This window comes from Pseudomonas sp. ATCC 13867 (genome assembly GCF_000349845.1).
GTDB lineage: Bacteria > Pseudomonadota > Gammaproteobacteria > Pseudomonadales > Pseudomonadaceae > Pseudomonas.
In genome coordinates this window covers 2,137,571-2,161,277 of sequence record NC_020829.1, presented here as the reverse complement: position 1 = coordinate 2,161,277, position 23,707 = coordinate 2,137,571, and the positions used below count along the sequence as shown (strand labels likewise).

Annotated in this window: 24 protein-coding genes; 13 read left to right on the top strand and 11 right to left on the bottom strand. The window is 64.6% G+C overall.

Annotated elements, in window-relative coordinates; translation table 11 throughout:
* Nucleotides 1–258: 258 nt before the first annotated feature.
* From H681_RS25765 to H681_RS25760, 3 genes are read right to left on the bottom strand one after another with little or no spacing between them, the layout of a single operon-like run.
* On the bottom strand, nucleotides 259–1,587 hold the full coding sequence (locus tag H681_RS25765) for an SIR2 family protein (protein WP_201765468.1): 1,329 nt from the start codon (nucleotides 1,585–1,587) through the stop codon (nucleotides 259–261).
* Between the two features lie 5 nt (nucleotides 1,588–1,592).
* Nucleotides 1,593–2,885, bottom strand: coding sequence for a DUF2130 domain-containing protein (locus H681_RS09885; RefSeq protein ID WP_015476708.1), 1,293 nt, complete (start codon nucleotides 2,883–2,885; stop codon nucleotides 1,593–1,595).
* A gap of 28 nt (nucleotides 2,886–2,913) precedes the next feature.
* Nucleotides 2,914–3,105, bottom strand: a complete 192-nt coding sequence (locus tag H681_RS25760) for a type II toxin-antitoxin system RelB/DinJ family antitoxin (RefSeq protein WP_015476707.1) — start codon at nucleotides 3,103–3,105, stop codon at nucleotides 2,914–2,916.
* 382 nt (nucleotides 3,106–3,487) lie between these two features.
* On the opposite strand from H681_RS25760, the gene H681_RS09880 reads away from it, so the two are divergent.
* From H681_RS09880 to H681_RS09865, 4 genes are all read left to right on the top strand, one after another.
* On the top strand, nucleotides 3,488–3,874 hold the full coding sequence (locus H681_RS09880; protein ID WP_015476706.1) for a hypothetical protein: 387 nt from the start codon (nucleotides 3,488–3,490) through the stop codon (nucleotides 3,872–3,874).
* Nucleotides 3,875–4,637: 763 nt separating this feature from the next.
* Nucleotides 4,638–5,465, top strand: a complete 828-nt coding sequence (locus tag H681_RS09875; RefSeq protein ID WP_015476705.1) for a DUF932 domain-containing protein — start codon at nucleotides 4,638–4,640, stop codon at nucleotides 5,463–5,465.
* A 79-nt stretch (nucleotides 5,466–5,544) separates the two neighbouring features.
* A complete protein-coding gene (locus H681_RS09870) occupies nucleotides 5,545–7,587 on the top strand; it encodes a ParB/RepB/Spo0J family partition protein (protein ID WP_015476704.1) in 2,043 nt (680 codons plus the stop codon).
* Nucleotides 7,588–8,343: 756 nt separating this feature from the next.
* Complete coding sequence (locus tag H681_RS09865) at nucleotides 8,344–8,658, top strand: DUF736 domain-containing protein (protein WP_014646114.1); 315 nt, start codon at nucleotides 8,344–8,346, stop codon at nucleotides 8,656–8,658.
* Nucleotides 8,659–8,728: 70 nt separating this feature from the next.
* On the opposite strand, the gene H681_RS09860 is transcribed toward H681_RS09865, so the two are convergent.
* The gene (locus H681_RS09860; RefSeq protein WP_015476703.1) at nucleotides 8,729–9,022 is read right to left on the bottom strand and encodes a helix-turn-helix domain-containing protein; all 294 of its coding nucleotides are present in this window, start codon (nucleotides 9,020–9,022) and stop codon (nucleotides 8,729–8,731) included.
* A 318-nt stretch (nucleotides 9,023–9,340) separates the two neighbouring features.
* Between H681_RS09860 and H681_RS09855 the strand changes: the two genes are divergently transcribed.
* The 9 genes from H681_RS09855 to H681_RS09815 all read left to right on the top strand — a co-directional run bounded on the left by H681_RS09855 (nucleotide 9,341) and on the right by H681_RS09815 (nucleotide 16,783).
* Nucleotides 9,341–9,691, top strand: a complete 351-nt coding sequence (locus tag H681_RS09855) for a DUF2958 domain-containing protein (protein ID WP_015476702.1) — start codon at nucleotides 9,341–9,343, stop codon at nucleotides 9,689–9,691.
* Nucleotides 9,692–10,026: 335 nt separating this feature from the next.
* Entirely contained in the window at nucleotides 10,027–10,797 is a 771-nt protein-coding gene (locus tag H681_RS09850) for a DUF2285 domain-containing protein (protein ID WP_015476701.1), read from the top strand.
* Nucleotides 10,798–10,926: 129 nt separating this feature from the next.
* Complete coding sequence (locus tag H681_RS09845) at nucleotides 10,927–11,196, top strand: helix-turn-helix transcriptional regulator (protein WP_437231478.1); 270 nt, start codon at nucleotides 10,927–10,929, stop codon at nucleotides 11,194–11,196.
* 26 nt (nucleotides 11,197–11,222) lie between these two features.
* On the top strand, nucleotides 11,223–12,071 hold the full coding sequence (locus H681_RS09840) for a replication initiator protein A (RefSeq protein WP_041712533.1): 849 nt from the start codon (nucleotides 11,223–11,225) through the stop codon (nucleotides 12,069–12,071).
* Between the two features lie 241 nt (nucleotides 12,072–12,312).
* Nucleotides 12,313–12,951, top strand: a complete 639-nt coding sequence (gene parA, locus H681_RS09835) for a ParA family partition ATPase (protein ID WP_015476698.1) — start codon at nucleotides 12,313–12,315, stop codon at nucleotides 12,949–12,951.
* Complete coding sequence (locus H681_RS09830; RefSeq protein WP_023094609.1) at nucleotides 12,948–13,211, top strand: hypothetical protein; 264 nt, start codon at nucleotides 12,948–12,950, stop codon at nucleotides 13,209–13,211. Before parA ends, H681_RS09830 begins: the two co-directional genes overlap by 4 nt.
* Nucleotides 13,208–13,765 (top strand): DUF2840 domain-containing protein, encoded by a 558-nt coding sequence (locus H681_RS09825; protein ID WP_015476696.1) that lies wholly within the window; start codon nucleotides 13,208–13,210, stop codon nucleotides 13,763–13,765. The genes H681_RS09830 and H681_RS09825 overlap by 4 nt, the downstream gene beginning before the upstream one ends.
* On the top strand, nucleotides 13,762–14,361 hold the full coding sequence (locus tag H681_RS09820) for a S26 family signal peptidase (RefSeq protein WP_015476695.1): 600 nt from the start codon (nucleotides 13,762–13,764) through the stop codon (nucleotides 14,359–14,361). The genes H681_RS09825 and H681_RS09820 overlap by 4 nt, the downstream gene beginning before the upstream one ends.
* Before the next feature lie 448 nt (nucleotides 14,362–14,809).
* The gene (locus tag H681_RS09815) at nucleotides 14,810–16,783 is read left to right on the top strand and encodes a relaxase/mobilization nuclease domain-containing protein (RefSeq protein WP_015476693.1); all 1,974 of its coding nucleotides are present in this window, start codon (nucleotides 14,810–14,812) and stop codon (nucleotides 16,781–16,783) included.
* A 37-nt stretch (nucleotides 16,784–16,820) separates the two neighbouring features.
* Here the strand turns inward: H681_RS09815 and H681_RS09810 are convergent, their stop codons facing one another.
* From H681_RS09810 to H681_RS09780, 7 genes are read right to left on the bottom strand one after another with little or no spacing between them, the layout of a single operon-like run.
* A complete protein-coding gene (locus H681_RS09810; protein ID WP_015476692.1) occupies nucleotides 16,821–17,282 on the bottom strand; it encodes a cytochrome c in 462 nt (153 codons plus the stop codon).
* A gap of 60 nt (nucleotides 17,283–17,342) precedes the next feature.
* Nucleotides 17,343–18,542, bottom strand: coding sequence for a lipid A deacylase LpxR family protein (locus tag H681_RS09805; RefSeq protein WP_015476691.1), 1,200 nt, complete (start codon nucleotides 18,540–18,542; stop codon nucleotides 17,343–17,345).
* Complete coding sequence (locus tag H681_RS09800) at nucleotides 18,539–19,405, bottom strand: TIGR00730 family Rossman fold protein (protein WP_015476690.1); 867 nt, start codon at nucleotides 19,403–19,405, stop codon at nucleotides 18,539–18,541. The genes H681_RS09805 and H681_RS09800 overlap by 4 nt, the downstream gene beginning before the upstream one ends.
* Nucleotides 19,405–20,814 carry an MBL fold metallo-hydrolase RNA specificity domain-containing protein gene (locus H681_RS09795; protein ID WP_015476689.1) on the bottom strand — a complete coding sequence of 470 codons (1,410 nt, stop codon included), beginning with the start codon at nucleotides 20,812–20,814 and terminating at the stop codon, nucleotides 19,405–19,407. The genes H681_RS09800 and H681_RS09795 overlap by 1 nt, the downstream gene beginning before the upstream one ends.
* Nucleotides 20,815–20,821: 7 nt before the next feature.
* Complete coding sequence (locus tag H681_RS09790; protein ID WP_015476688.1) at nucleotides 20,822–21,031, bottom strand: YgaP family membrane protein; 210 nt, start codon at nucleotides 21,029–21,031, stop codon at nucleotides 20,822–20,824.
* 20 nt (nucleotides 21,032–21,051) lie between these two features.
* A complete protein-coding gene (locus tag H681_RS09785) occupies nucleotides 21,052–22,590 on the bottom strand; it encodes an efflux transporter outer membrane subunit (protein WP_015476687.1) in 1,539 nt (512 codons plus the stop codon).
* Nucleotides 22,587–23,705 (bottom strand): ABC transporter permease, encoded by a 1,119-nt coding sequence (locus H681_RS09780; RefSeq protein ID WP_015476686.1) that lies wholly within the window; start codon nucleotides 23,703–23,705, stop codon nucleotides 22,587–22,589. Before H681_RS09780 ends, H681_RS09785 begins: the two co-directional genes overlap by 4 nt.
* Nucleotides 23,706–23,707 lie beyond the last annotated feature (2 nt).

Genomic DNA, 23,707 nt, shown 5'->3' with positions numbered 1-23,707 from the left:
AGTTCAACTCTGAGCCACCGATTACCGAGCTGAGGAGCAAGCTCGGGCGGCCCGGGTGCAGCTCCGGCGCCGACCTGAGATATCACTCCATACAGATCGACATATCCTGATGGAATACGAACGAACCCTCCAACTTGTCCAACACGGTATGCCTCCCCATTAACAAAAAGAAGGCCACCGGGCGTGCTCTCTGAGAGCTTCACGCTCACACTCGAACCATTGACATCTTCAACGGTTCCGAGCCGTGATGGGTCTGGGTTACCCGGCTGGTTGTGCATCGTGAGTGCCCCCACCGCAAAGCTGTTCAAGAAAAAGGCTAAAGTAGTGGAAATCGCCTAAACGACTGCGCGGTTGCTGCTCTTTGGAGCCATCCCCAACCTCGGTCTCTTCTTCAGTGAGCCAAGGAGTGTGCTCATTGCCACCAATGGTTCCGGGTCGATATCGGCCTACTCGTGTTCCTACGACCGCTCCGTCCCAAGCAAGAACGGTGAGATTGCTTTGCTTTACTGCATAGTCCACAGCTCTAGAGTGCTGTCCAAGTCCTGAATACATCAGCGCAAAGCACTGGGCATTGCGATTCCCCCTCAACCCATCAAGCAAGACTTCATTCAAGTGATCGTCAAGAAAAGAATATCCACACACCACTAATCTAGGAGCATCCTTCCCATGGAAGAAGGCTCTTAGTCGATCAAGCATCGCGAGGTACGGCATGCGACGGCTTTGGTCATACTTGAGATGAGATGGAAAGATCATGACCTTGCCCGCCTCTGCCTCACGGGTCACACGAACGACACGGGTTACCTTCGCCCCATTTACGATCTCTTCGCTTTTCTCCCAATTGATTGATCCGTGAAGCTTCCACAACCTCGTCCATCTTGAGGGGATAACGTCGTGCTCTATCGATGCCAAATCAAACCAAGGCTTGTGGGAACCAACAAATCCGTCGAAGTGTGGGAGCGGGTGCTGCTCAAATGCCTGCTCGAAGAGAACATCGTAGTTTGGAGTAAATATTTCAGCAGGTGAGCTTCGATATACCCCACCTATCCAAGACGCAAAACGGTTGTACGCGTTGCGATACAGAGGCAATGGTTTCCGTATTTCCGTTGCGATTAACGCGCAAACCTTCTCGTCAAGGTCGCTCAAGTCCTTTTTCGTCATCCCCAGAATTTCCGCACTTCCTCGGCGATTCGCCAAAGTACGCAATTCCGTCAGCACGTCTTCTACGGTAGGGTCTTTGCCATCTGCTGGCTTGCATTCTTCACACAATGCGTCCCAGTGCTTTTTGAACTTTGACGTAGCTTCAGGTGCTTCATCTGCCGACAACAGTCCAGCAGCAATACGTTTTGTCAATTCCACAACCGCTGGAATCAGCACGATGCTATTTTTTCCTTCAGCATCGTAGACGCCAAGAGGGCAGCCAGCCCCAAGGAAGCAACCTATGCGCTGCTTGTCGTCTTGAAGTACCAGCCGAAGATTTCGTGCCTGCTGCGCTGCATCGTGTATGGCGGGTAAAGGCGGTGTTTTTGCAGGCACGACGTCAGCAGGTGATGGGACTGGCGCATCATTCGTATTTGAATTTTGAGTCACGGCTTTTAGCTTCCCTGTTCTTCATCATTTGGGCCGGGCAGAGCCACCAGGCTCAGGCCTTCGATTTCCTGCAGTGACTTACCTGCTATGCCTTGCAGATCCCCATACATACCAACAGTGGCGCCCATTACACGCTCGATCTGCTCTTCACGCTTCGCCCATTGTTTCATGATGGCCTTTCGTTCTTTATCCAAGTCTTGCTGCATCGAGGAGAACGCTTCAACGATCGCTTCCACGCGATGACGGAATCGCGGTCCGGTCAGGTACTGATAAACCATTTCGGTCTTGGTTTGCTGCCCCTCGCTGACCTGCCTAGCCATGCTTACCTGAAGCAGAGTGTGGCGGAGTATCGTTGCTACTGGCAGAACCGCCCGTGGACTGGTTACCCAAACACCATCAATAACATCAAAAGTCTCAATGCCTTTTGGCAATACGTGACTCACGAGAACCGACACCTCCGCTTTAGCGGTTCGCTGATCATCGCGCAACTTGGAGAGCCAGCCGTCGCTCCAATTCTTGGTTCGCTTTGACTCCCAGAGTATTTCGCCGCTTGGTTGTCCAGTTTGGCTGATAACACGTTGCAGCACGTCCCCACCGAACTCGCCCTTTGCAACAGGCTCGATAGAGTCAAATGGGAATTTCGCGCGCAGTAGGTTTTCAAGATCCATTTCCTGGACTTCGCCCTGCAGTTGCTGCGAGCCTTGCTCTGCCTTTTGCTTCAATTCCTCGATCTTCTGTTGCATCGACGCGATGGTTTGATCTTTCTCCATTACCTTGAGCTTCAAACCATCTTCGGCCTCTCGCCGTGCCATAGCTCGCACTTCGGTCAAGCCCTCTTGAACACGTTTCTCAACAGTCAATTCCAGTTCGCGTTTAGCATCGTCGAGTTCACGCTGTTTCTTGATCAAGTCAGCCTGCGCCTTTTGGGCTTCGGCCAACTTCTCATCGCGTGACTTCAATACCTCCTGAAGCTCAACTAGCTCACGTGCTTTCGCGTCCAATTCTGCCGCGCTCGCGAGCTTCGCTTTCTTGGCTTCATCGGCTATGACTCGTGCGCGCTCGGTCTTTAGTTGTGCTGCAACCTGATCTGCAATTTGGTCATCGAGCGCGCGTTTTTCCTCGGCAACCTGTTTTTCCTTTTCCCGCAGGCTTTGTTCGCGCTTGGCGAAATCCAAGTCTTTTTGTGCGATTTGTTGTTCGTATTGCTGACGCGTCGCAGCGATAAGCGGAGCTGCGAGAGACTCTGTTAAGCGAATCTCGGTCTTGCAGTTTGGGCAAATGATTGTTGGCTCTGTCATTGCGAGTCCTGAAAGATATTTCGCATACTCATGGAGTCTTGCGCTTCAGCGGAGAAGCGACACGATTCAGATCGAAAGGCAAGGCCTTATCGGTCGCGATGCGTGTTAGCAGCATGCGAATCGCATCCGAAATCGACAGCCCCATTCCGGATAAGACATGGCTGGCTTCCTCCTTGATTTCTTTATCAATTCGGGCGCGAACGACATCACTGCTTGCCATGGACACAGACTCTGGAAAAGTGTAGCCACATCGTAGCCCATTTGTGCCATCGTGTAACCGATCCGCGGGGGCGTCCCGTCGTTCCGCCGTCGGGCTCGCGGGCTGCGCCCCACGCCTCTGCGAGTCGTGGCCATTCGGCTTTGATCCCTAACGCCTTCGGCCCTGGCGGGCCTGCGCGCTCCGCTTGCCTGTCCGCGCCTTCGTTGTGAGGTTGAGGGCGGTCTTGCTGTTCCCTTCACCGTATCACGGCGGTCTCGCCGTCAAGGGCTGCACGCGCCTTGCGCGCTTGCGTCCTGGCGGCCGTCTGCGACCCCTGACTGCTTGCGCTGCGCCGTGCTGGCGACGGTTCCGGGCAATTCCGCCCGTGCAACCGGAGATCGTCATGAACGACAAATCGCACGTTTCGCTTGAACAACACGTTTGCCTTGTCTGCGGTACTCGCTTCGACACCGGCGCCATCCTGCTGGATCGCCGCCTGCGCGCGAGCATGGAGCGTCACACGGCAACCGGCTGGGGCTTGTGCCCCGAGCATCAGAAGCTGTCCGACGACGGCTTTGTCGCGCTGGTCGAGTGCGACCCGCAGCGCAGCGGCTCGCCGGCGGGCGGTGGCCGCGTGAAGCCCGAACAGGCGTACCGGACGGGCCGCCTGGCGCACCTCAAGCGCGAAGCCTTCTCACAGGTGTTCAACGTGCCGATCGCGGCCGACCAGCCGTGCGTCTTCGTCGAACCCGGCGTGATCGAGCAGTTGCAGACGATGACGGCGAACTGATCGCGCCTGGCGCCATCCGGTGCGCTGCCCTGCGGGGCGGCGCACCTTTTTTCTGCTGCGCCCTGGTGCCGATGACTTCGCGCCTGCGGCGCTGCGCGCTGGCGCTTGCACTCCGGGGGAAGTGCCTGCGGCACATCCCCGCCGCGCTTCGCTTGGCGCCCCTGCAACACCGCCGCCCCGGCTGCGCCGGCGCGGCAATACCGATGCCGCAAAGGCTGCTTGTCCACCACAGAAGATCCACGCTGCATCTCCACGACTGCATGGGCGTCCCCGGCCAAGAAGCATGGCCGGTCGCGCTGTCGTGCTTCGCATCGAGCCGCCTGCGGCGTCTCGCCCCCCTTCGGGCTTCCATCGTTCCCTCGCTCCGCTCGGCTGACGCCTTCGGCCCGGCTTCCAGCTTCGGGCCTGCGCGCTTCGCTTGCCGTGCGGTCAGCACATAGGGATGGCCGTTGCCTTGTCCAGCCGTCTCCCCTGACTTCATCACCTTACCCGCGACCGTAGCCCGCTTCCGTGTGCCGTCAAGGCGCGCAGGGCCGTGTCCTCGGCTGCGCCTGCGGGCCGCACCAACCCTGCGCTTGTCTCCTTGACGGCCCCCGTCCGCGCGCTCCTTTGGCCGCGGGCGATGAACTCAGGAAAGACGGTGGCAACAGGGCCAACCGGGTTCCTCGTGCCAACCGCACCGAACAGCCGAAAGGCTGGGCTCCGAATCTAGGAATCCGGTGTGCGGTTTGAACAGCAAACCCTTTTCGTCAGGAGAAATGCAATGCAACTCGCATCCCGATTCGCTTCCCGTTCCCCGTCGCTGCGCAGCGATTACCCGCTGTCCGACGATCAAATCCGCAAGGTCGCGCCATCCATCTTCGCGGACGCCCCCCATGAAAGCCGTTCCGAGCGGTACGCCTATATCCCGACCGCCGCCGTGCTGGCGGAACTGCGCAAGGAAGGGTTTGAACCCTTCATGGCAGCACAGACCCGCGTCCGCCACGACGACCGCCGCGACTACACCAAACACATGCTGCGCCTGCGCCACGCCAGCCAGATCAACGGCGCGGAAGCAAATGAAATCGTGCTTCTCAATTCGCACGACGGCACCAGTTCTTACCAAATGTTCGCGGGCATGTTCCGGTTCGTGTGCAGCAATGGCCTTGTGTGCGGCGACACGGTAGCCGATGTGCGTGTGCCCCACAAAGGCGACGTGGCCGGTTCCGTCATCGAAGGCGCTTACGAAGTCTTGCGCGGCTTCGACCGCGTGCAGGAATCCCGCGATTCCATGCGCGCCATCACCTTGAACGATGGCGAATCCGAAGTGTTCGCCCGCGCCGCGCTGGCCCTCAAGTACGACGACCCCGACAAACCCGCGCCCATCACGGAATCGCAAATCCTGATGCCGCGCCGCTTCGACGACCGCCGCCCGGACTTGTGGAGCGTGTTCAACCGCACGCAAGAGAACCTGACCCAAGGCGGCCTGCGCGGGCGCAGCGCCAACGGACGCCGCCAGCAAACCCGCCCGGTGCAGGGCATCGACCCAAACATCCGCCTCAACCGTGCGCTTTGGCTGCTGGCCGATGGCATGCGCCAGTTGAAAGCCTGAATCCCCACGCGGCAGGGGCAGGCAGCAGCCCTTGCCGCTTCTCTCGCTGCTGCATCCCTAACCGCAAGGAGTTATCACCATGAACGCCGTTACCCAAATCGAAACCCGTGCCATCGAAACCGCCGCGCCGCTGGAAGTGGCCGACCCGACCAAGAACCTGATTTTGGTTCCGCTCTCGCAGTTGCTGCCGCGCCGCTCCAAGCGCAACGCACGCAAGACCCCGCGCTTGTCCATTCCCGAACTGGCCGCGAGCATCGCCCGCATCGGTCTGCTGCAAAACCTCGTTGTCATCCTTGCCGCCGATGGCGAGCAATACGAAGTGGTGGCCGGCGACCGCCGACTGACCGCCTTGAAGCTGCTTGCGAAGAAAAAGCGCATCGCCGCCGACTACGAAGTGCCTTGCCTGCTGGTGCCGGACGCTTCGGCCCGTACCGTCAGCCTCGCGGAAAACCTGCTGCGCGAGCAGATGCACCCGGCCGACCAGTTCGAGGCGTTCGCCGTACTGGTCAAGGAAGGCCGCCCCATCGAGGACATTGCCGCCGACTTCGGCGTGACCCCGCTGGTGGTGCAGCGGCGCTTGAAGCTGGCCAACGTCTCGCCGCGCCTGCTGGCTGACTACCGGGCCGGGAATGTCACGCTGGAACAGTTGATGGCCCTGACCATCACCGACGACCACCCCGCACAGGAAGCCGCGTTCTACGGTGCGCCGGAATGGCAGCGCGGCGCATCCGCGCTGCGCGAACGCCTGACCGAACGCGAACTCGACGCCACGCATCCGCTGGTGCGCTTCGTCGGGCTGGACGCCTACACGGCGGCGGGTGGCGGCATCCGCCGCGACCTGTTCGCGGAAGGCGATGCCGGAACCTACCTGACCGACGCCGCGCTGCTGGAAACGCTGGTGCGCGGCAAGCTGGATGCGCTGGCCGGGGACGTGCGCGCCGAGGGTTGGGCGTGGGTGGAAGCCGTGCCGCACATGAGCTACGCCGAGCGGCAGGCGTTCCAGAACGCACCGCGCCAGCGCCGCGAACCGAGCGCCCGCGAAGCCCGCCGCATCGCATCGCTGCAAACCCGCCTCGACAAGATCGACGCCGAACTGGAAGACGCCTACGACGCCGAGGACGAGGACAAGACCGAGGCGCTGGAACCGCGCCGCGAACAGGTTGCCGGGGAACTGCAAGCCGTGGAGGAAGCCTTGCAGGGCTACGCCCCGGACGTGTGCGCCGTGGCCGGTGCCATCGTCACGCTCGACCGCGAGGGCGAAGCCGTGATTCATCGCGGGCTGCTGCGCGAAGCCGAAGCCAAGGCGCTGCGCACGCTGGAACGCTTGCGGCAGGGGTTCGGCAACGCGGAGGGCGAAGCCGGGAACGACGACGAAGGCGAGGACGCCGAGCAGCCCAAGGCCGCGATCCTGTCCGACCGGCTGGCGCAGCGCTTGAGCGCGCACCGCACCGCCGCGCTGCAAATTGAAGTGGCCCGGCATCCGCAGGTCGCGCTGGCTGCGCTGGTGCATGGCATGGTGCAGACCGTCCTGCAGGACGGCCACTACCACGACGGCCTGCCGCTCGGCGTGCGCCTCACCGTGAAAGACCGGCTGGAAAGCATGGCCCCGGACTGGCCCGATTCGCTCGCCGCCATAGCCCTGCGCGAATTGCAGCAAGTCGCGGGCGAAGCGTTGCCGCAGGACAGCGCTGAACTGTTCGCCGCGCTGCTGGCGATGGAGCAAGGCGAACTGGTGCGGTTGCTGGCGGTATGCGTGGCGGCGACCGTGGATGTGGTGACGCCCCGCGCCACGGCGCACCAGCCGGGCGCGGAACTAGCGCAGGCCGTGGGGCTGGACATGGCCGCATGGTGGCAGCCCACCGCAGACGGATATTTCCAGCATGTGCCGAAGGCCGTGATTCTGGAAGCCGTGGGCGAGTTCGCGCCGTCGCACGCTACCCGGCTGGCGAAGTTGAAGAAGGCCGACATTGCCAGCGAGGCGGAACGGCTGGCCGATGGTACGGGCTGGATGCCCGCCGTGTTCAAGAGCGGACACCACACGGAGCCGCAGGAAGGCGCGCAGGACGTGGATGCACCGGAAGATGCCGCCGACGAAGTGGAAGCCCACGCGCTCGCCGCGTGACATAGCAGCATAGCCCCGGCGCACAGCGCCGGGGTTTCACCTCAAACCGGGCGCGGCAGACCTGCCGCGCCCGGTTTCAACGTCCACCGCAAAACCGCCCCGTCGCCGCCTTCGGCCAGGCGGCGACGGGGCGGGCGCGCAACGGCCTTGCGCGCGGTACGGCGATCGGTGCCCGCTGACGCGGGCAAGATTTCGATGGCGCCCCGCCGCAATGGGCGGGGCTTGTGGGGCTACGCCCCGGCTTGCTGCGGCAGGTTGTGCCAAAGCGTGCCGGCCTCGACGCTGGCGGTTCAGAGCAACCACGTCACGAAGGACGGTTCACCGACACGCCGCCCGGTCTTGCCTATGGAACTTCCACACCACGCCTCACGCACGTCACCGCAAGCTGCGGCGGGGGCGTTCTCGCCTGTCGTTGGGGGATTGGCCTTGCCCGCGTCAGGGCGCAAGCCGGTGAAGCCGTCACGCGGGGATGCCGAGTCGGCCATGTCTCCATTCGGGACAGGCGGCCCGTGCGTCCTTGGCTTGTCGTGAATCCTGGCGGGGGCGCGGCTGCGCCTTGGGCTTCATGGCCGCAACCTTCCAGCGAAAACAATTTCCCCGCCGCTGCGCGGCTTCCTCGCGCAGCAAATTCTTTTCGCTTCCAGGTTCTCCACGGTGTTGCGACCGCTGCGCGGTGCGGCCAGCCCATCCCCCGCCGGCCGGATCACAACAAGGACGCACTGGCGCGACCTTGTTCAACCCGAAAGGAGAAACATCATGGCTAACATCGGCACCTTCACCGCAGAGAAAGACGGCTTCACCGGCCAGCTCCGCACCCTGACCCTGAACGTCAAGGTCAAGCTGGTTCCCAACGACAAGGGCGACAGCGAGAACGCCCCCGACTTCCACCTTCAGGCGGCCGGCCACGAGATCGGCGCGGCGTGGAAGAAGACCAGTGAGGCCGGGCGCGAGTACCTGTCCGTGAGCATCGACGACCCTTCGTTCCCGGCGACGGTCTATGCCCGCCTGATCGAGAACGAGGACGGCACGCACGACCTGATCTGGTCGCGCAGCAAGCCCAAGGCAGCCTGACGGCCGCCCACCGCGCCCCGTCCATTGCGGCGGGGCGCCGTGCTGCTGGCGCAGCACGTCACGCACGCGCCTACGGCGTGTCGCGTTCCTTCAACACCGCCTCCAGCTCCTGGCGCACCTGCGCCAGAAGCTGATCGGCCCTGCGCGTGCTGTCGCCGGCATAGGCCAGCGTCAGCAACGTGAGCGGATGCACGTCCATGACCTCGCACAGCTCGGTCAGCTTGTGCATGGTCGGGCTTTTCAGGTCGCGCTCCAGCAAACTCAGGTAGGTACGGCTGGACACGTCGGAGAACGCTTCCTGGCTCAAGCCGCGCGCTTTCCTGACCGTCCGTATTGCCGTCGCCAATGAGTCTTTCGCCGCCACCTATGGTTTTCCTTAGAAAACCAAGATGACAGCCGATTGCGCACTATAGGGCTACAAACTATAGTGCGCATTTGGTGTCGTTGATTTCCGTATTCGTGCCTTTGCAGAAATCCGCATGGGCGGATTCCGACAGAATCTGGGAACCGCATCTGTGTCTTTCCTGGCCTGCGCAATTCCGCTTCCGCGTTTCCGTGCATGTACGGATTCGATGGCTTGCGCCTTCGCGCTTTCCCGCCAAAGCACGCATCCGCTTCGGCGGTTCCGCGCTTCGGTGGAAAATCGTATCCGTGCATCCTCGGATGCGTGGGGATTCGGGCCATGACCCAGCCGCTCGTCACCGCTGAACAGCGGGCGCAACTGCTCGCCGTCGGCGCGGCACGCGCCGCTGGCCGAAGCATCGACCCAATGCCGGCGGTGCGACTGTTCACCCCCGACGCGCACGCCACCTGGCTGCTGGCCGCGCTCGACCCGGCCGATGGCGATACGGCATGGGGGCTGATCGACCTGGGAATAGGCATGCCCGGCCTGGGCCATGTGAAGCTGTCCGATCTGGCGTCCATCGTCGGGCCGCACAAGCAACCTGTGATGCGCGATCGCTACTTCCAGCCCGTGCGGCGGCTGTCGGAGTACCTGCGGCTGGCCGAGGAAAACGGTTCGATCACCGACTGAGCAGTCCCAGCCAACGACGGCGCATTCTGACTATTTCAGTCTTACCCAAGACCTGATTGGTCTGAATCCGCACTCTTGCACCGAAGCGGTGCGCTTCTGATGCAAACAGTCATGATCTATGGCGCGGGCTGCTGCACGGTGCTCCATGCTGCGCACCATTTTTGTGGCGCGCAACCGTCGCATTCAGACGATTTCCGCAATGCCCTGGAGCCAATCGGTCTTGACACCGCAGTTACAGAGTACCCCGATTTCGATGACGACTTGATGGCGACTCGATAGCTCCCGCACAGCGGAATCCGTGGCGACGTTCATGCTGAATGACAGGAGGCTGCGTCATGGCTGACCCGAGCGCCGAACACTGGTATCCGACCGCCGCGTATCTCTACACGCTGCACCTCGACGGCCCCGCGCTGGCGTGGGAATACCTGCGTCGCCACCCCGACTACCGCCGCGACTGGCTGCGCCGCCGCCGCCGGCCAGAGGCCGCCGCGCGCTGGGGACTGCGCCTGCTGGAAGATCCCGCCCTGGATGCGCGCGACGCGCACCCGGCCTGGTTCCCCGATCACGATGCGGTAGTGCAGCTCTACCCGGACGCCGACCCGCCGCCCGACGCGGTGGCTTTCGCGTTCTGGAGCCTTCCCGGCCAGAAGCACCTGATCCACGACGGCAAGCGCCTGGTGCTGCTGACACGCTGGCCGGGCTGCTGCCTGCGGCTGGTGATCGCTCCCGGCCTGGCCGACGGCATGGCTTACGCCTATGCCATTCGCGCCTGCGCCGCATCCTGCGGACGCTATCAGGCGCTGGCGGCCGAACTGGACAAGCTGGCCGCCGCTGGCGATGCAGCGCCAGCGGGAACGGCACGGTCGCGGCCGGCACCCGCTGCGCTGCTGGAGTTGAACACGCTCCAGGCGCTCGACGGCACCCTCGCGGGCGCGTCCCTGCGCGACGTGGCCGAAGGGCTGTTCGGCGTCGATGCTGTCGCCGCCGACTGGTACGCCGATAGCGCCTTGCGTGCCCGCGTGCGGCGCTTGGTGCGCCGGGGCGATGCGCTGATGCGCGGCGGCTACCGCCGCCTGGCACAGCTTCCGCCGTTCCCGTCGCATTAGGAGGGGGGACGTTTCGCGCCCCCTGCAAATCGTCCCTTAGCAGGAAGCCTCGCTTTCTTGAAAGTGCCTCTATCCGGCCGCGTGGTGTGGCCGGGCTTGATAGAGGTACACCCCATGCGACCCTCTCCCTTGCGGCCTGCCGCCGCTACTGTCGCTGCGCCCTCGCAGCCCCAACGCTACCTGACCAACGACGAAGCCGCCGAGTATCTGCGCCTCAGTCCTCGCACGCTGGAGAAGCAGCGCGTGATCGGCGGTGGCCCGAAGTTCCGCAAGTTCGGTCGCCGCGTCATGTACGCAGTAAGCGACCTCAATGCCTGGGCCGACCAGCGCAGCTACGAGGCTACATCCGACCCGGAATACGCCGAACGCCACGCGGGTGACTACCGTGATGGCCGCTGATCGTCGGCGCGTGGGTGGCCTTCGCCATGTCCGGCCCTCCAGGGCAAGCCTTGCCGCAGTGCGAACAGCTCGACCTGTTCCGCGCGCTGCCGGGCGACGGCATGGCGCCGCGCGACAGCCAGGACTTGATGGCCTTTCCGTTCTTCTCGCTGGCGAAGTCGCGGCGCACGGCGCCGATCGACTTCCGCAGCGGGAACATCACCATCCGCGTGGAAGGCACGGCCGAGCACGGCATCGCCACGATATGGGATGCCGACGTGTTGATTTGGGCGGCCTCGCAGATCGTGGAGGCGCGCGACGCAGGCATTCGCCCGTCGCGCTGGATACACGCCACGCCCTACGAAATCCTGCGCTTCATCGGGCGCGGCACGTCCTTGAACGACTACCAGCGCCTGAAAGCCGCGCTCGACCGGCTGCAATCGACCAGCGTGGCGACTTCCATCCGCGAAACCACCGGGAGGCGCTTGCACCGCTTTTCGTGGGTGAACGAATGGCGCGAGCTGGCCGACGCCAGCGGCACGCCGCTGGGCATCGAGCTGATCCTGCCGGACTGGTTCTATGCCGGCGTGCTCGATGCCGCCCTGGTGTTGACCATCGACCCGGCCTATTTCCGCTTGAAAGGTGGCATCGAACGCTGGCTGTATCGCCTGGTGCGCAAGCACGGCGGGCGGCAGGAACACGGCTGGCAATTCGACTTCCGGCATCTGCACCGCAAGTCCGGCAGCGCGGCGCGCTTCTCGGACTTCGCCTACGACCTGCGCGTGCTGGTCGCGCGGCAGTCGCTGCCCGGCTACGTCCTGGGCATCGAGTCGATGCCGGACGAGAAGCTGGAACTGCTGACCTTCCGGCCCGTGCCGTTCACGGCACGGGGATAACTGCGGGAAAAGCTGTGGACGGCCTCGTGCTATCAGGAGTGCCGGGTATCGTGCTATCGGGAGTACGCCTATCGTGCTATCAGGAGTACGAAAACGCCGCAAAGCCAGTAACGGCGCGGGTTTGCGACCCCTCTAACTTACCTAACTATAAATCTCTAACTTTTAGTAGAAACGCGTCGTTTCGGTGGACAACCACGAAACGGCACGGCCAGGCCGGCTTTCCAGCAGGGAGGGCCGCGCCATGATCTTCGCGTTTCTCAACCAGAAAGGCGGCGTCGGCAAGACCACGCTCGCCACGCACATCGCGGGCGAGCTGGCGATGCGCGGTCTGCACGTCATCCTGCTGGACGCCGACCCGCAGGGTTCTTCGCTGGACTGGACGCAGCGCAGAAGCCAGCAGGGCTTGCCACGGCTGTTCAGCGCCGTGGGCCTCGCCCGCGAAACGCTGCATCAGGAAGCGCCGGAGCTGGCCCGCCGCGCCGATCACATCATCATCGACGGGCCGCCGCGCATCGCCGCCCTGGCGCGTTCCGCGCTGCTGGCGGCCGAGCGCGTGCTGATTCCCGTGCAGCCCAGCCCGTATGACCTTTGGGCCAGCGCCGAGATGGTGGCGCTGATCCGCGAGGCACAGGTGTTCCGGCCTGCGCTGCGCGCGGCCTTCGTCATCAATCGGCGCGTCAGTACCACCATCATCGGCAGGGAAGCACGGCAATCGCTGGCCGAACAGCCGCTGCCGGCGCTGCACAGCGAAGTGCGCCAGCGCATCGTCTTCGCCGACAGCGTGGCCGCTGGCCGGCTCGCCCGCGAAACCGCGCCCGACAGCGCCGCCGCACGCGAGATTGCCGTGCTCACCGATGAACTGCTGCGGTGGCCGACATGAGCAGCCCGCGCAGCAAGCGCGTCGGCATCGGCGCACGTCCGCCCGCGAATCCGCACGCCGAGGCGTGGATTCGCCAGGGCGATGCCGATGCACTCAACAAAGGCGACCTCTACACCGCACGCCTGACGCTCGACGTGACGCCTGCGCTGCGCGCGCGCATCAAGATCGCCGCCTTCGGCCAGGGCGTGACCGTGGCCGAACTGCTGCGCGGCCTGCTGGAGCGGGAGTTTCCCGACAAGCGCCCGGAGAACCTGCCATGAACGGATCCGCCTTGCCTGCCGCTCATGCGGCGACGGCTGCACCGGCTGCTGCGCCGCCGCCTTCGCTTTCGACGCTCGCCGACCAAGCTGGCAGCGTGCCGCTGACTCGCGTATCGCTCGCCTACATCGAACCGCGCTTCAAGCTCTACCTGCGCTTCGGCGAGCCGGCGCGCACGCTGCGGCTCGACCGCTGGCGGCGCTGCGCGGTGTTCCTGCCGCGTGCAATGTTCTGCCGCGTGCGCTGGGAAGCAAACGACTACGGCACGATCCGCTGGCAACTCATGGTGATGCAAGCCGCCACGCCGCTGGACGACATGCAGCGCATCCCCGGCGTGCGGCCGGGCGCACGCCTGCTGCTGCACGCCGAAGGCGAAAACGCGGTGCCTGCCGTGCTGGAACGCATCGACGGCATCGAAGGGCAAGGCATCGCCGCCATCGACGTGTCGCCCGCGTACTGGCGCACGCTGGGCAACCGTCTGGCGGCCCGCCTGGCGCTGCCCGAATACACCGCCGAGCGGCACGCCGCCTGGCTGGCCGGAAAGGCGCTGCCATGACGACCCAATCCAACACCACATGCACGCACGAAGCCGCGCCGCATCCTCGCTCGCGCCTGCGCGTTCGCATCGTGCTGGCGGGCTTCGCTGCCGTCGGCCTCGCTGCGCTGGCCTGGGCGGCTTTCGTGTCGCCGCTGCCGCGTCTGACCTACAACCCGTCCGACAGCGTGGCGGTCGGCTGGTATCGCATCGAACCGTTCGACCCGCGCACCGCCTCGCTGCCACGTCCGTTGTCCGTGGACAGCATCGTGCTGGTGCCGCTGCCCGACAGGGCCGCCATGCTGGCTGCGCAGCGCGGCTACCTGCCGACCCGCGTTCCGCTGCTCAAACGTGTGGGCGCGGTCGCGCCGCAACACGTTTGCATCGTCGCCGGGCAGGTACGCATCGACGGCGTGCCTGCGGCCGCCGCGCTGCCTGCCGACCGGCTGGGCCGGCCGCTGCCATCCCTGCAGCTTTGCCGCCGCCTCGAATCGGGCGAGCTGTTCCTGTTGAGCGTGACCAATCCAGCGTCGTTCGACAGCCGCTATTTCGGGCCGGTCAGCGCATCCGCCGTGATCGGCGTCGCGTATCCGGTCTGGCTGGAGACACGCCCATGATGGCCGTCGATTCGCTGCACGTTGCCGTGCCTCTCGTCGTGCCATCGAGCATGTCGTTCCAGTGGCTGCCGCCGTGTCGTCGCGCGTGCAGCGCGGGCGCATTCGCGCCGCGCCTCGCGCAACATCCGGCGCAGCCGTCCAGCGTGCAGGTGTCTTGCCTCGAACGCGCCCGGCCTGCGGCCATTGGCGCGTTCGCCGGCGGGCTGGCTGCAAGCAGCGCAGCGCCGCCGGGCCGCCGACGCCCGGAGCGACAGCGAGGGGCAAAGGCGGAAGGCAAGACAAAAGGACGCGGCACCGGGCCGCGTCGAAAGTCAGTCTTCACATGGGGGTTGCGCGGCACGCAGCGGCTTCGCCGCCGTGCCGCTTGTGGCGCGAGGCCCGCGCCGATGCAGGCATGTCCGCGTGCTTCGCACGACCGAACACGCCAGAGCTTGCAGAGGGCATAACAATGACCGACCGCCGCGACGACGATTTCCGCATCCGACCCAGCGCCCCGAAGAACCGGGGCCAGGGCTTCGTCTCCAAGGTGCTCAAGCAGGCAGGCAAGGCCAGCGGAGGCAAGTCCTCGGTGCGCCGTCCGGCGTCGGCGCGTGGCACCGGCCAGCGGCCCGGCTCGCGCCTCGGGCTGGGCCATACGGCGGCGCGCTTCGCGGGGGCGAAGCTCACGCCCATGTCGCGGCGCGTGACCATCAAGACGCTGCTGGTCAACCAGCGCCAGGCCAGCCCGCAGTCGCTCGCCACGCACCTGCGCTACATCGAGCGCGATGGCGTGGGCCGCGATGGCGAGCCGGGCCAATCCTACGGGCCGCAGACCGATGCGGCCGACCTCGACGCCTTCAAGGAACGCTGCGCCGACGACCGGCATCACTTCCGCTTCATCCTCTCGCCCGAGGACGGCGCCGAGCTGGAAGACCTGCGCACCTACACTCGGCACCTCATGGGCCGCATGGAGGCCGACCTGGGCATGGGCCTCGATTGGGTAGCCGTCAACCACTGGAACACCGACAACCCGCACACGCACATCGTCGTGCGCGGACGCGACGACACCGGCAAAGACCTCATCATCGCGGGCGACTACATCGCCGATGGCTTCCGCCATCGCGCCGCCGAACTGGCGACCGAATGGCTGGGGCCGCGCACCGAGCTGGAGATCCAGCAGACCGTGCAACGCGAGGTGGAGCAGGAACGGTGGACGAGCCTCGACCGTACCCTGCAACGAGAGGCCGGCGAGGATGGTCGGGTGCAGATCGAACGGTTCAACGAACCTGGGCTGCAACGCCAGCGCCTGCTGCTGATCGGCCGGCTGCAACGCTTGCAGCGCCTGGGCCTGGCCGACGAGATGCAGCCGGGCACCTGGGCCGTCCATGCCGACGCGGAAAAGACCCTGCGCGCCCTGGGCGAACGTGGCGACATCATCCGCACCATGCAGCGGGCGATGCGCGGCGAGCCGCGCGAACTGGCGGTGTTCGAGCCGGGCGACGAGGGCCGAACCATCCTCGGCCGCGTGGCCGCGAAGGGACTGGCCGACGAGCTGCGCGACCGGGGCTATCTGGTCATCGACGGCGTGGACGGCAAGGCCCACTACGTCGCGCTCAATGCCCGCGACGAGCTGGCGAACTACCCGACTGGCGCCGTGGTGGAGGTGAAGGGGTCGGCCGACGTGCGCGCGGCCGACAAGAACATCGCCGCGCTGGCGAGCGATGGTCTGTACCGCACTGACCACCACCTGGCCGTCGCGCAGGGTCAGGCCGTGCCGGGCCGCGATTCGCACGAAGTCGTCGCGGCCCACGTCCGCCGGCTGGAAGCCCTGCGCCGCGCCGGCATCGTGGAGCGCGTGGCCGAGGGGCTATGGAAGGTGCCGAACGACCTGGCCGAACAGGGCCGCCGCTATGACGCGCAGCGCCTGGGCGGCGTGGCGGTGGAACTGAAATCGCACCTGCCCATCGAGCGGCAGGCCCGCGTGATCGGTGCCACTTGGCTCGACCAGCAGTTGATCGGTGGCGGGTCGGGGCTGGGTGACCTGGGTTTTGGCAGCGAGGCCAAACAGGCGATGCAGCACCGTGCCGACTTCCTGGCCGAACAGGGGCTGGCAGAGCGGCGTGGGCAGCGCGTAATCCTAGCCCAGAACCTGTTGGGCACGCTGCGCAATCGGGAATTGGCGCAGGCCGCCAAGGACATTGCGGCCGAAACCGGCTTGGAGCACCGGCCCGTGTCCGACGGCCAACGCGTGGCTGGCATCTACAGGCGTTCCGTCATGCTCGCTAGCGGGCGCTACGCGATGCTCGATGACGGCATGGGGTTCAGCCTGGTGCCGTGGAAGCCGGTGATCGAGCAGCGGTTGGGACAACAACTCGCTGCGACCATTCATAAAGGATCGGCTTCCTGGGAACTCGGAACTCGTCGAGGTATATCGATTGGATAGAAGCTAGTCTTCCGTCAACAGGTGTAGCCATCCCTTGCTAGCGGCTTCCATAGAACTTTTCCACGAACGAGCGACGGTAACTCTGGTGGCAGGCTAGGCAGCTTTGCTGGGTTTTGGAGAAAGCCGCGATGACTGCTTGGCCGTCATTCCGCTGTGCAGCCTCGCCCATGGCGGTCGCGGCGTCATGAACCTGTCCATCAAGACCCCGAAACTTTCCAGCGTCTGCCCCAAGCCAGGCAAGGATGCGCATCTTTTCCGACATGGGCGGCTCGGCATGCTTGGCAATTCGTGGTGCTAGCTCGGCGACCAGTGGCCAGTCTTCTTTGGAGATCGCGCCCGTGACGACTTGCATGTCGCGCCCGAGTCTTTCCATTATGGTACGAAGCGCCATTGGCTTTGCCGCCTCTACGGACTGCGCACCGAGTGCCGTGGCGAAGGTTGCCAAGAGTACGGACAGCGAGACTGTGAAGAACGATCTGGGTTTCAAGGGCTGGTTCACGAATTTCTCCATTGATGTTGTGACGAATGCTTTGGGTCTAACGAATGGTTGCAGGTGTCCTCAAAATTCCAAGCTCAGCGCGATCGATCCGAATGCGTGATAGCCCGCCTGCTGGTCGAACTCGCGGGTTCTCCAAACGCGCATCACGGCAAGCCGCACGCCACGTCCAGCAACGATCCATTGGCTGCTGATGCCGAGAGCTGCTTGCGCGACCCAAGGCCGCCGGCTGACATGGTGGCTATTCCGGAACATGTTTCCGTCGAGTGAGAAGTCCCAGGCGACGGCTTTACCCTCCAGGTTCAGGAAGACATGTGCCCCAGGTTTGGGCGCCAGGACCGATTGCGGCGTTGTCGTGCGCAGATCGGCAACACCAGAGGGCGGGCGGTTCTCCGCGCCAGGGCGGATCGGATAGCTGCCGAAGTCGTTCGGTATGTTCCAGCCCGCGCGAAACTCCACGCCGGTACTGGCGGCGGTTTCGATGTTTCCGACCCGCAGGGCATAACTGCCGATCACGTCGCTGCCCCATCCAGGGCGGACCGCACCCTCCGTGTACGGCTTGAACTTGCGTTCCATGGCCATCTGAAATGCCGGCTCGTTGCGCAACTGGTTGTCCCAGCCGCGAAAGCGCTCAATGCCGCGTGCCCGATGCACCAGATCCTGAGATTGCTCGGCCAGCGACCAGGGGCCGATCACGCCCAGGGTCAGCTCACGCACGTCAAGCATTTCGTAGCTGGCGGCTTGTGGGTGGATGCGGCGATTCCACGCCAAACCCAGGTAGAGCAAACCAGCGTACGGTCGGTCATCTGGAATCACATCGGTGCGCGTCTTGTTCTCGGGCGTGTACATGGCTTGGCCAAAGCGCACAACGAGGTTTTGCGACGACGAGTGGGCGCCGGCGTCGTGCCAGAAGCCTGGATCAGCCCAGCCGATGAAGCGGGCATACAAACCAATCGGCTGGGGCAGGCACTCCGGACGGAGCCCGCCTTGCAGATCGCGTGAGACTGCTGTTAGCGCGACACCGTTGGTGTAGTTGCGATCGGAGCCGGTGAACAAATCGTTCTCCAGACGCAGGGTGCCGCCCCGCAAGCGCAGGGATTGCCCTGGCGAGCAGGAGGTAGGATTTGCAGAGAGCGAGAAGTCGGAACCGAAAGCAGAAATCGGGCTGAACAATGCAAAGGCAATCAACAAGGTGGCGCACTGCATCGACTGCTGCACCTTGGTGCCGCACAGGCTCCGGCAATACCCGTCGACGCCGATCATGTCGCCCCATCGCCTGCTGCCCTGTTGACGTAAAAGCGTTCGAGGGCACTAACGATTTCCTCGGCTTCGTCTACGCAGGTGAACAAGTCCAGATCGGATGGAGAGACATAGCCTTCGTCGAGCAGAAGATCGAAATCAACTACGCGACGCCAGAATGCACGGCCGACCAGCACCACCGGGATACGCTGCATCTTTTCGGTCTGGATCAAGGTGAGCACCTCGAACAGCTCATCGAGCGTTCCATAGCCACCGGGGAAGGCCACCAAGCCCTTGGCGTGCAACAAGAAGTGCATCTTGCGCAGCGCGAAATAGTGGAATCGGAACGCCAAATTTGGGCACATGTAGGGGTTGGGTGCCTGTTCGTGGGGCAGCGTGATGTTGAGGCCAATCGAACGTGCGCCGACCTCGAAAGCACCGCGGTTGGCGGCCTCCATGATGCCGGGCCCACCCCCGGTGACGACGACGAAATCACGGCGGTTTTGCTGCTGGAAACGCGCCGAAATAAGGCCCGAGAAACGCCGCGCTTGCTCGTAGTGGCGTGCCTGTTCGACCCGGCGATTGGCTCGGGCAAGCTCTTGCCTCAGCCCGACATCCTCCGGAGTGACGCGCGCCTGACGCTCCAGCGCGCCAAGACGGGCTTCTGCCGTCTCGGCATCGCTCACGCGTGCGCTGCCGAAGACCACTACCGTCGAGCGAATGCCTTGCTCGTGCAGGATGCGGTCAGGCTTGAGCAGTTCGAGCTGCAGTCGCAGCGGCCGCAGTTCTTCCTGGCCAAGCAGCTCGATGTCTTCGTACGCAAGACGGTACGTTGGCGACTCGCGGATGGCGCGCAGGCGTTCATCGAGATCTTCGGCGGGCTTCATCACTCGCGCGCCAGAAAGTCCGGCCAGCGCAGCGCATGACCATGCTCGGGCACCGTGACCTGCCAGCCGAGTTGCTGTTGCAAGAGTTCGGCGAAGGTCTGGGCGGCGGACAGTTCCCCATGCACCACGAAGGTTTGCGCCGGGGGGTGAATAAAACCCCGAGCCCAATCCAGCAACGCCTTTTGGTCGGCATGCGCCGAGAGGCCATCCACGCTGTGGATCGCAGCACGTACCGGAATGTCCTCACCGAAGATGCGCACGCGTTCGGCCCCCTCGATCAGGCGCCGGCCAAGCGTCCCCTGCGCCTGGAAACCGGGAAACAAGATGCTGCATTCGCGGCGTGGCAAGTTGTGCCGCAGGTGGTGCCGGATGCGTCCCGCATCGCACATGCCGCTGGCAGAAATGATGATGGCCCCGGAGCGGATCCGGTTCAGCGCCATGGACTCCTCAGCGCTCGCTGTGAAATTCAGGTATGGGAGGTTCTCGCCGCGCGCGTGCCAGCCGGCCAACCGCTTCGCCTGTTCGTCGAACAGTTCGAGATGCTCGCGCGTGATGCGCGTGGCCTGCGTGGCCATCGGCGAATCGACGAATACCTTCGGTTGCCGCAGCCGCCCCTCGCAGGTGAGTCGGTGCAGGTGATAAAGGATTTCCTGGGTTCGGCCGACCGCGAAGGCCGGCACGATGACATTGCCGCCGCGTTCGAACAATGTCTTTTCGACGATGCCGATCATTTCCTCTTCGGTCGCCGAGAAATCCTTGTGCTGGCGGTTGCCGTAGGTGGACTCGATGACGAGGATGTCGGCGTCCTCGATGGTTGTCGGGTCGCGCAGTATCGGGCGCCCCGGCTGGCCGAGGTCGCCACTGAAAACGAGCTTTGTCGGGTCGCCATGTTCGGTGACCCAGACCTCGATGATGGCCGACCCAAGAATGTGCCCGGCATCGCGGAATCGGGCGCGCACCCCGACGCGGGGCGCGAACTCCCGGTCGTATTCGATGCCTCGCACCTGCTGCAAGCAGTCGCTGGCATCCTGCAGCGTATACAGCGGCGGCAGTGCGTCCTTTCCGCGGAGTCGCTGCGCATTGCGTTTTGCATCGCTCTCCTGGATGTGGGCACTGTCGGGCAGCATCACGCCCAGCAGATCAACCGTGGCGGGAGTGGCGTAGATGGCCCCCTTGAACCCGGCGCGCGTGAGTTTGGGCAATAGCCCACTATGGTCGATATGGGCATGGGTCAGGAGCACGAAATCAATCGACGCCGGGTCGAACGGGAATGGCCCATGGTTGCGCGCCGCCGCCGTGCGGCCGCCCTGAACCATGCCGCAATCCACCAGGAAGCGTACGTTGAGCGCTTCCACCAAGAAACACGACCCGGTGACTTCGCGCGCAGCGCCCAGAAAATGCAGTTTCATGGGATGCTCACTCCGGTTTTTTCTTTTGTATCGGGCAAGTGCTCAGGCCAAGCAGACGGTAGCCCGGACAGCGGCCAGCCAGGCCGGTGATGAGCGGCATGAATCCAATGAGTCCCAGCCAACGCCAGGATGAATCCAGCCACAGCGGGAGGCTGAGCAGAACCAGTCCGACGACGATGCGGACAATGCGGTCGAGACTTCCAACGTTGATTTGCATGACGGTCTCCTTGTGTTGAGTCAACGGCTTGAAAACGCGACGGTGGCGGCAGCGCCCCGCTGCGGATGGGTTGCGGTCGATGCCGTCGTGGATACGTCCCAGCCGCCACCAAGGGCCTTGTACAGCGCCACCAGTTGCACGGCGGCGTTGGTATGCGCGCGTGCGGCTGCGGTTTCGGCCTCGTGCAGGCTGCGCTGGGCAGCCAGCAGTTCGACCAGCGCAATGTCGCCTGCCGCATAGCGCGCCTTGGCGTGGCCGTAGCTGGTGCGCGCGGCATCCAGTGCCATACCGCGGCGCTCAAGCGTGTCTAGCCCGCCGTGGTAGTCGCCCAGCGCGCGCTCGGCGTCGCCCAGCGCCGTCAGCACCGCCTGCTCATAGGCCAGCGCGGCCTGCCGCTCGGCCGCCTCGCGTGCCCGAATTTCGGCGCGCACACGGCCGCCGTCGAACAGGCGCCAGGAAATCAGCGGCAGGATGGAAAAACGCGAGCTGGATGCATCGAACCAATCGCCCGTGCTGAGCGCTTGGAACCCGCCGCCGATACCGATGGAGAGTTTGGGGAACAGTTCGGCCGTGGCCACGCCGATGTCGGCGGAACTCGCTGCCAGGCGACGTTCCGCAGCCAGCACGTCCGGGCGCCGGCGCAGCATCTCTGCGCGCTCGCCCACCGGCAGCGCCCGCAGCGTGCTCGGCGTCAAGGGGCCATCCAGCAGTGCCAGCTCCCGCTCCGGCGGCGCGCCCAGCAGCACGCCCAGGCCGAGCACTGCGGCGCGCTGACGCACCTGGATATCCGGGATGAGCGCGTTGACTGCTGTCCATTGGGCGTACGCCGCCTCCACGTCGGCGGCCGACGCGTCGCCCAGCGCATGCCGCAGGCGCACCAATTCCAAGGTTTGCTGCAGCGTATCCAGTGTGGCCTGTTGTGCGTGCAACTCGTAGCGGGCGCCGACGGCGGTGAACCAGGTGCGCGCGACCTCGGCCACGATGCGCATGCGTACTCCCTGTGCATCGGCTTCGGTCGCCTGCAGGCGAGCGCTGGCGCCCTCCAGGGCGCGCCGCCTGGCCCCGAACAAGTCGGCCTCCCAGGCCGCGTCGAAGCCCGCGTCGTAGATGGTCTGCGTGGCGTCAAGACCGGGGATGGAGCCTACGGGCAGGGGTCCGTTCTCGCTTTGACGGCGCCGGTTGACGCTCGCGCCAGCGGCGGCGGTGGGCAATGCCTCGCCGGCCACACGATCGCGCAGGGCGCGTGCCTCATCGATGCGTGCCGCAGCCTGGCGCAGATCCAGGTTCTGTGCCAGCGCCGTGGCCATCAGGCGATCGAGGATGGGATCGTCCAGTGCAGACCACCATTGGCTCAAGTCTGTGGACTGGGATTCGCTTGCCAACGGCAAGCTCCAGCCGCTGCCGACGTCGACCGGCGGCGGCTCGCGGTAGTCAGGGCCCACGCTTGCGCAGGCGGTCAGCAGCACGCAGGACAAGGCCAGCGCGAGCGGACGCGCGCGCCCAGGGGTCAGGCCGGTGATGGTAGCGCGAAGAAAGGGAGTGCAGGGCTTGGATTTCATTGCAGGCGTCCTCGGACGAATACGGTGGCCATCGTCAGCGTGGCTAGGGCGATGACCGCCAGCGGCCACAGGCTGGCGAGAATGTCGCCGGGCGGCATGGCCTTGAGAAAGCTGCCTTCGACGATGATGAGGAAGTGGGTCAGCGGAATGGCCTGGGCCAGCCATTGCAGGACGACGGGCATGTTTTCAACCGGCGTGGCGAAACCGGACATCAGAACCGCCGGCACGCCGATGGCGAACGCCCCCAGGATGGCCTGCTGCTGCGTCATGCTGACCGCGGAAATCATCAGACCGATGCCGACCACCGACAGGATGAACAGCACCAGACTAGCGAGCAGGAGCGCAAACGAGCCCGTAAACGGGATGCCGAACAGGAATACGCCCGCGCTGATCATGAACAGGCCCAGCGCGGTGCCAATTGCGAGTGCCGGCAGTGACTTGGAAATGATGATCTCGGGCGTCGAGGTGGGCGATACCAGCAACTGGTCGAAGGTGCCGAGTTCACGTTCGCGCGCGATCGACAGCGAGGTGATGAGCAGCGCGCTGAACAGCGCCAGGATGCCCGTGAGGCCGGGCACGATGAACCAGCGGTAGACCAGATTCGGGTTGAACCAGTGGCGCACGACCACGGGCGTTGGTGCCTGGGCGTCGGGAACGACCTCGGCGCCGACATCGGCGGCGATGGTGGACAGATAGGCCACGGTGATCTGCCCGGAGTTGCTGCGCCGGCCATCGACCAGTACCTGCGCGCGGCCACTTTCGCCGGCGGCGATGGAGCGCGAGAAATCCACGGGAATGGCGAGCGCGGCGATCACCTCGCCACGGTCGATCAGCTCGTGGAGCTGCTGCTGGCTGTCGACATGCCGCACGCGGGTGATGAAGCGGGCGCTGTCCAGGCGCTGTACCAACTCGTGCGACCACCGCCCCGCATCCTGATCGTAGACGGCGATATCGACGTTGCGCACTTCCAGCGTCGCGGCAAAGGCGAACACCAGCAACTGCAGGATCGGCGGCACGAACACCACCATGCGGCTGCGCGGGTCACGCAGGACGCTGAGCACTTCCTTGATGAACTGGGCGCGCAGGCGGGTGAACGAGAATGCGGAAGTCAACATCG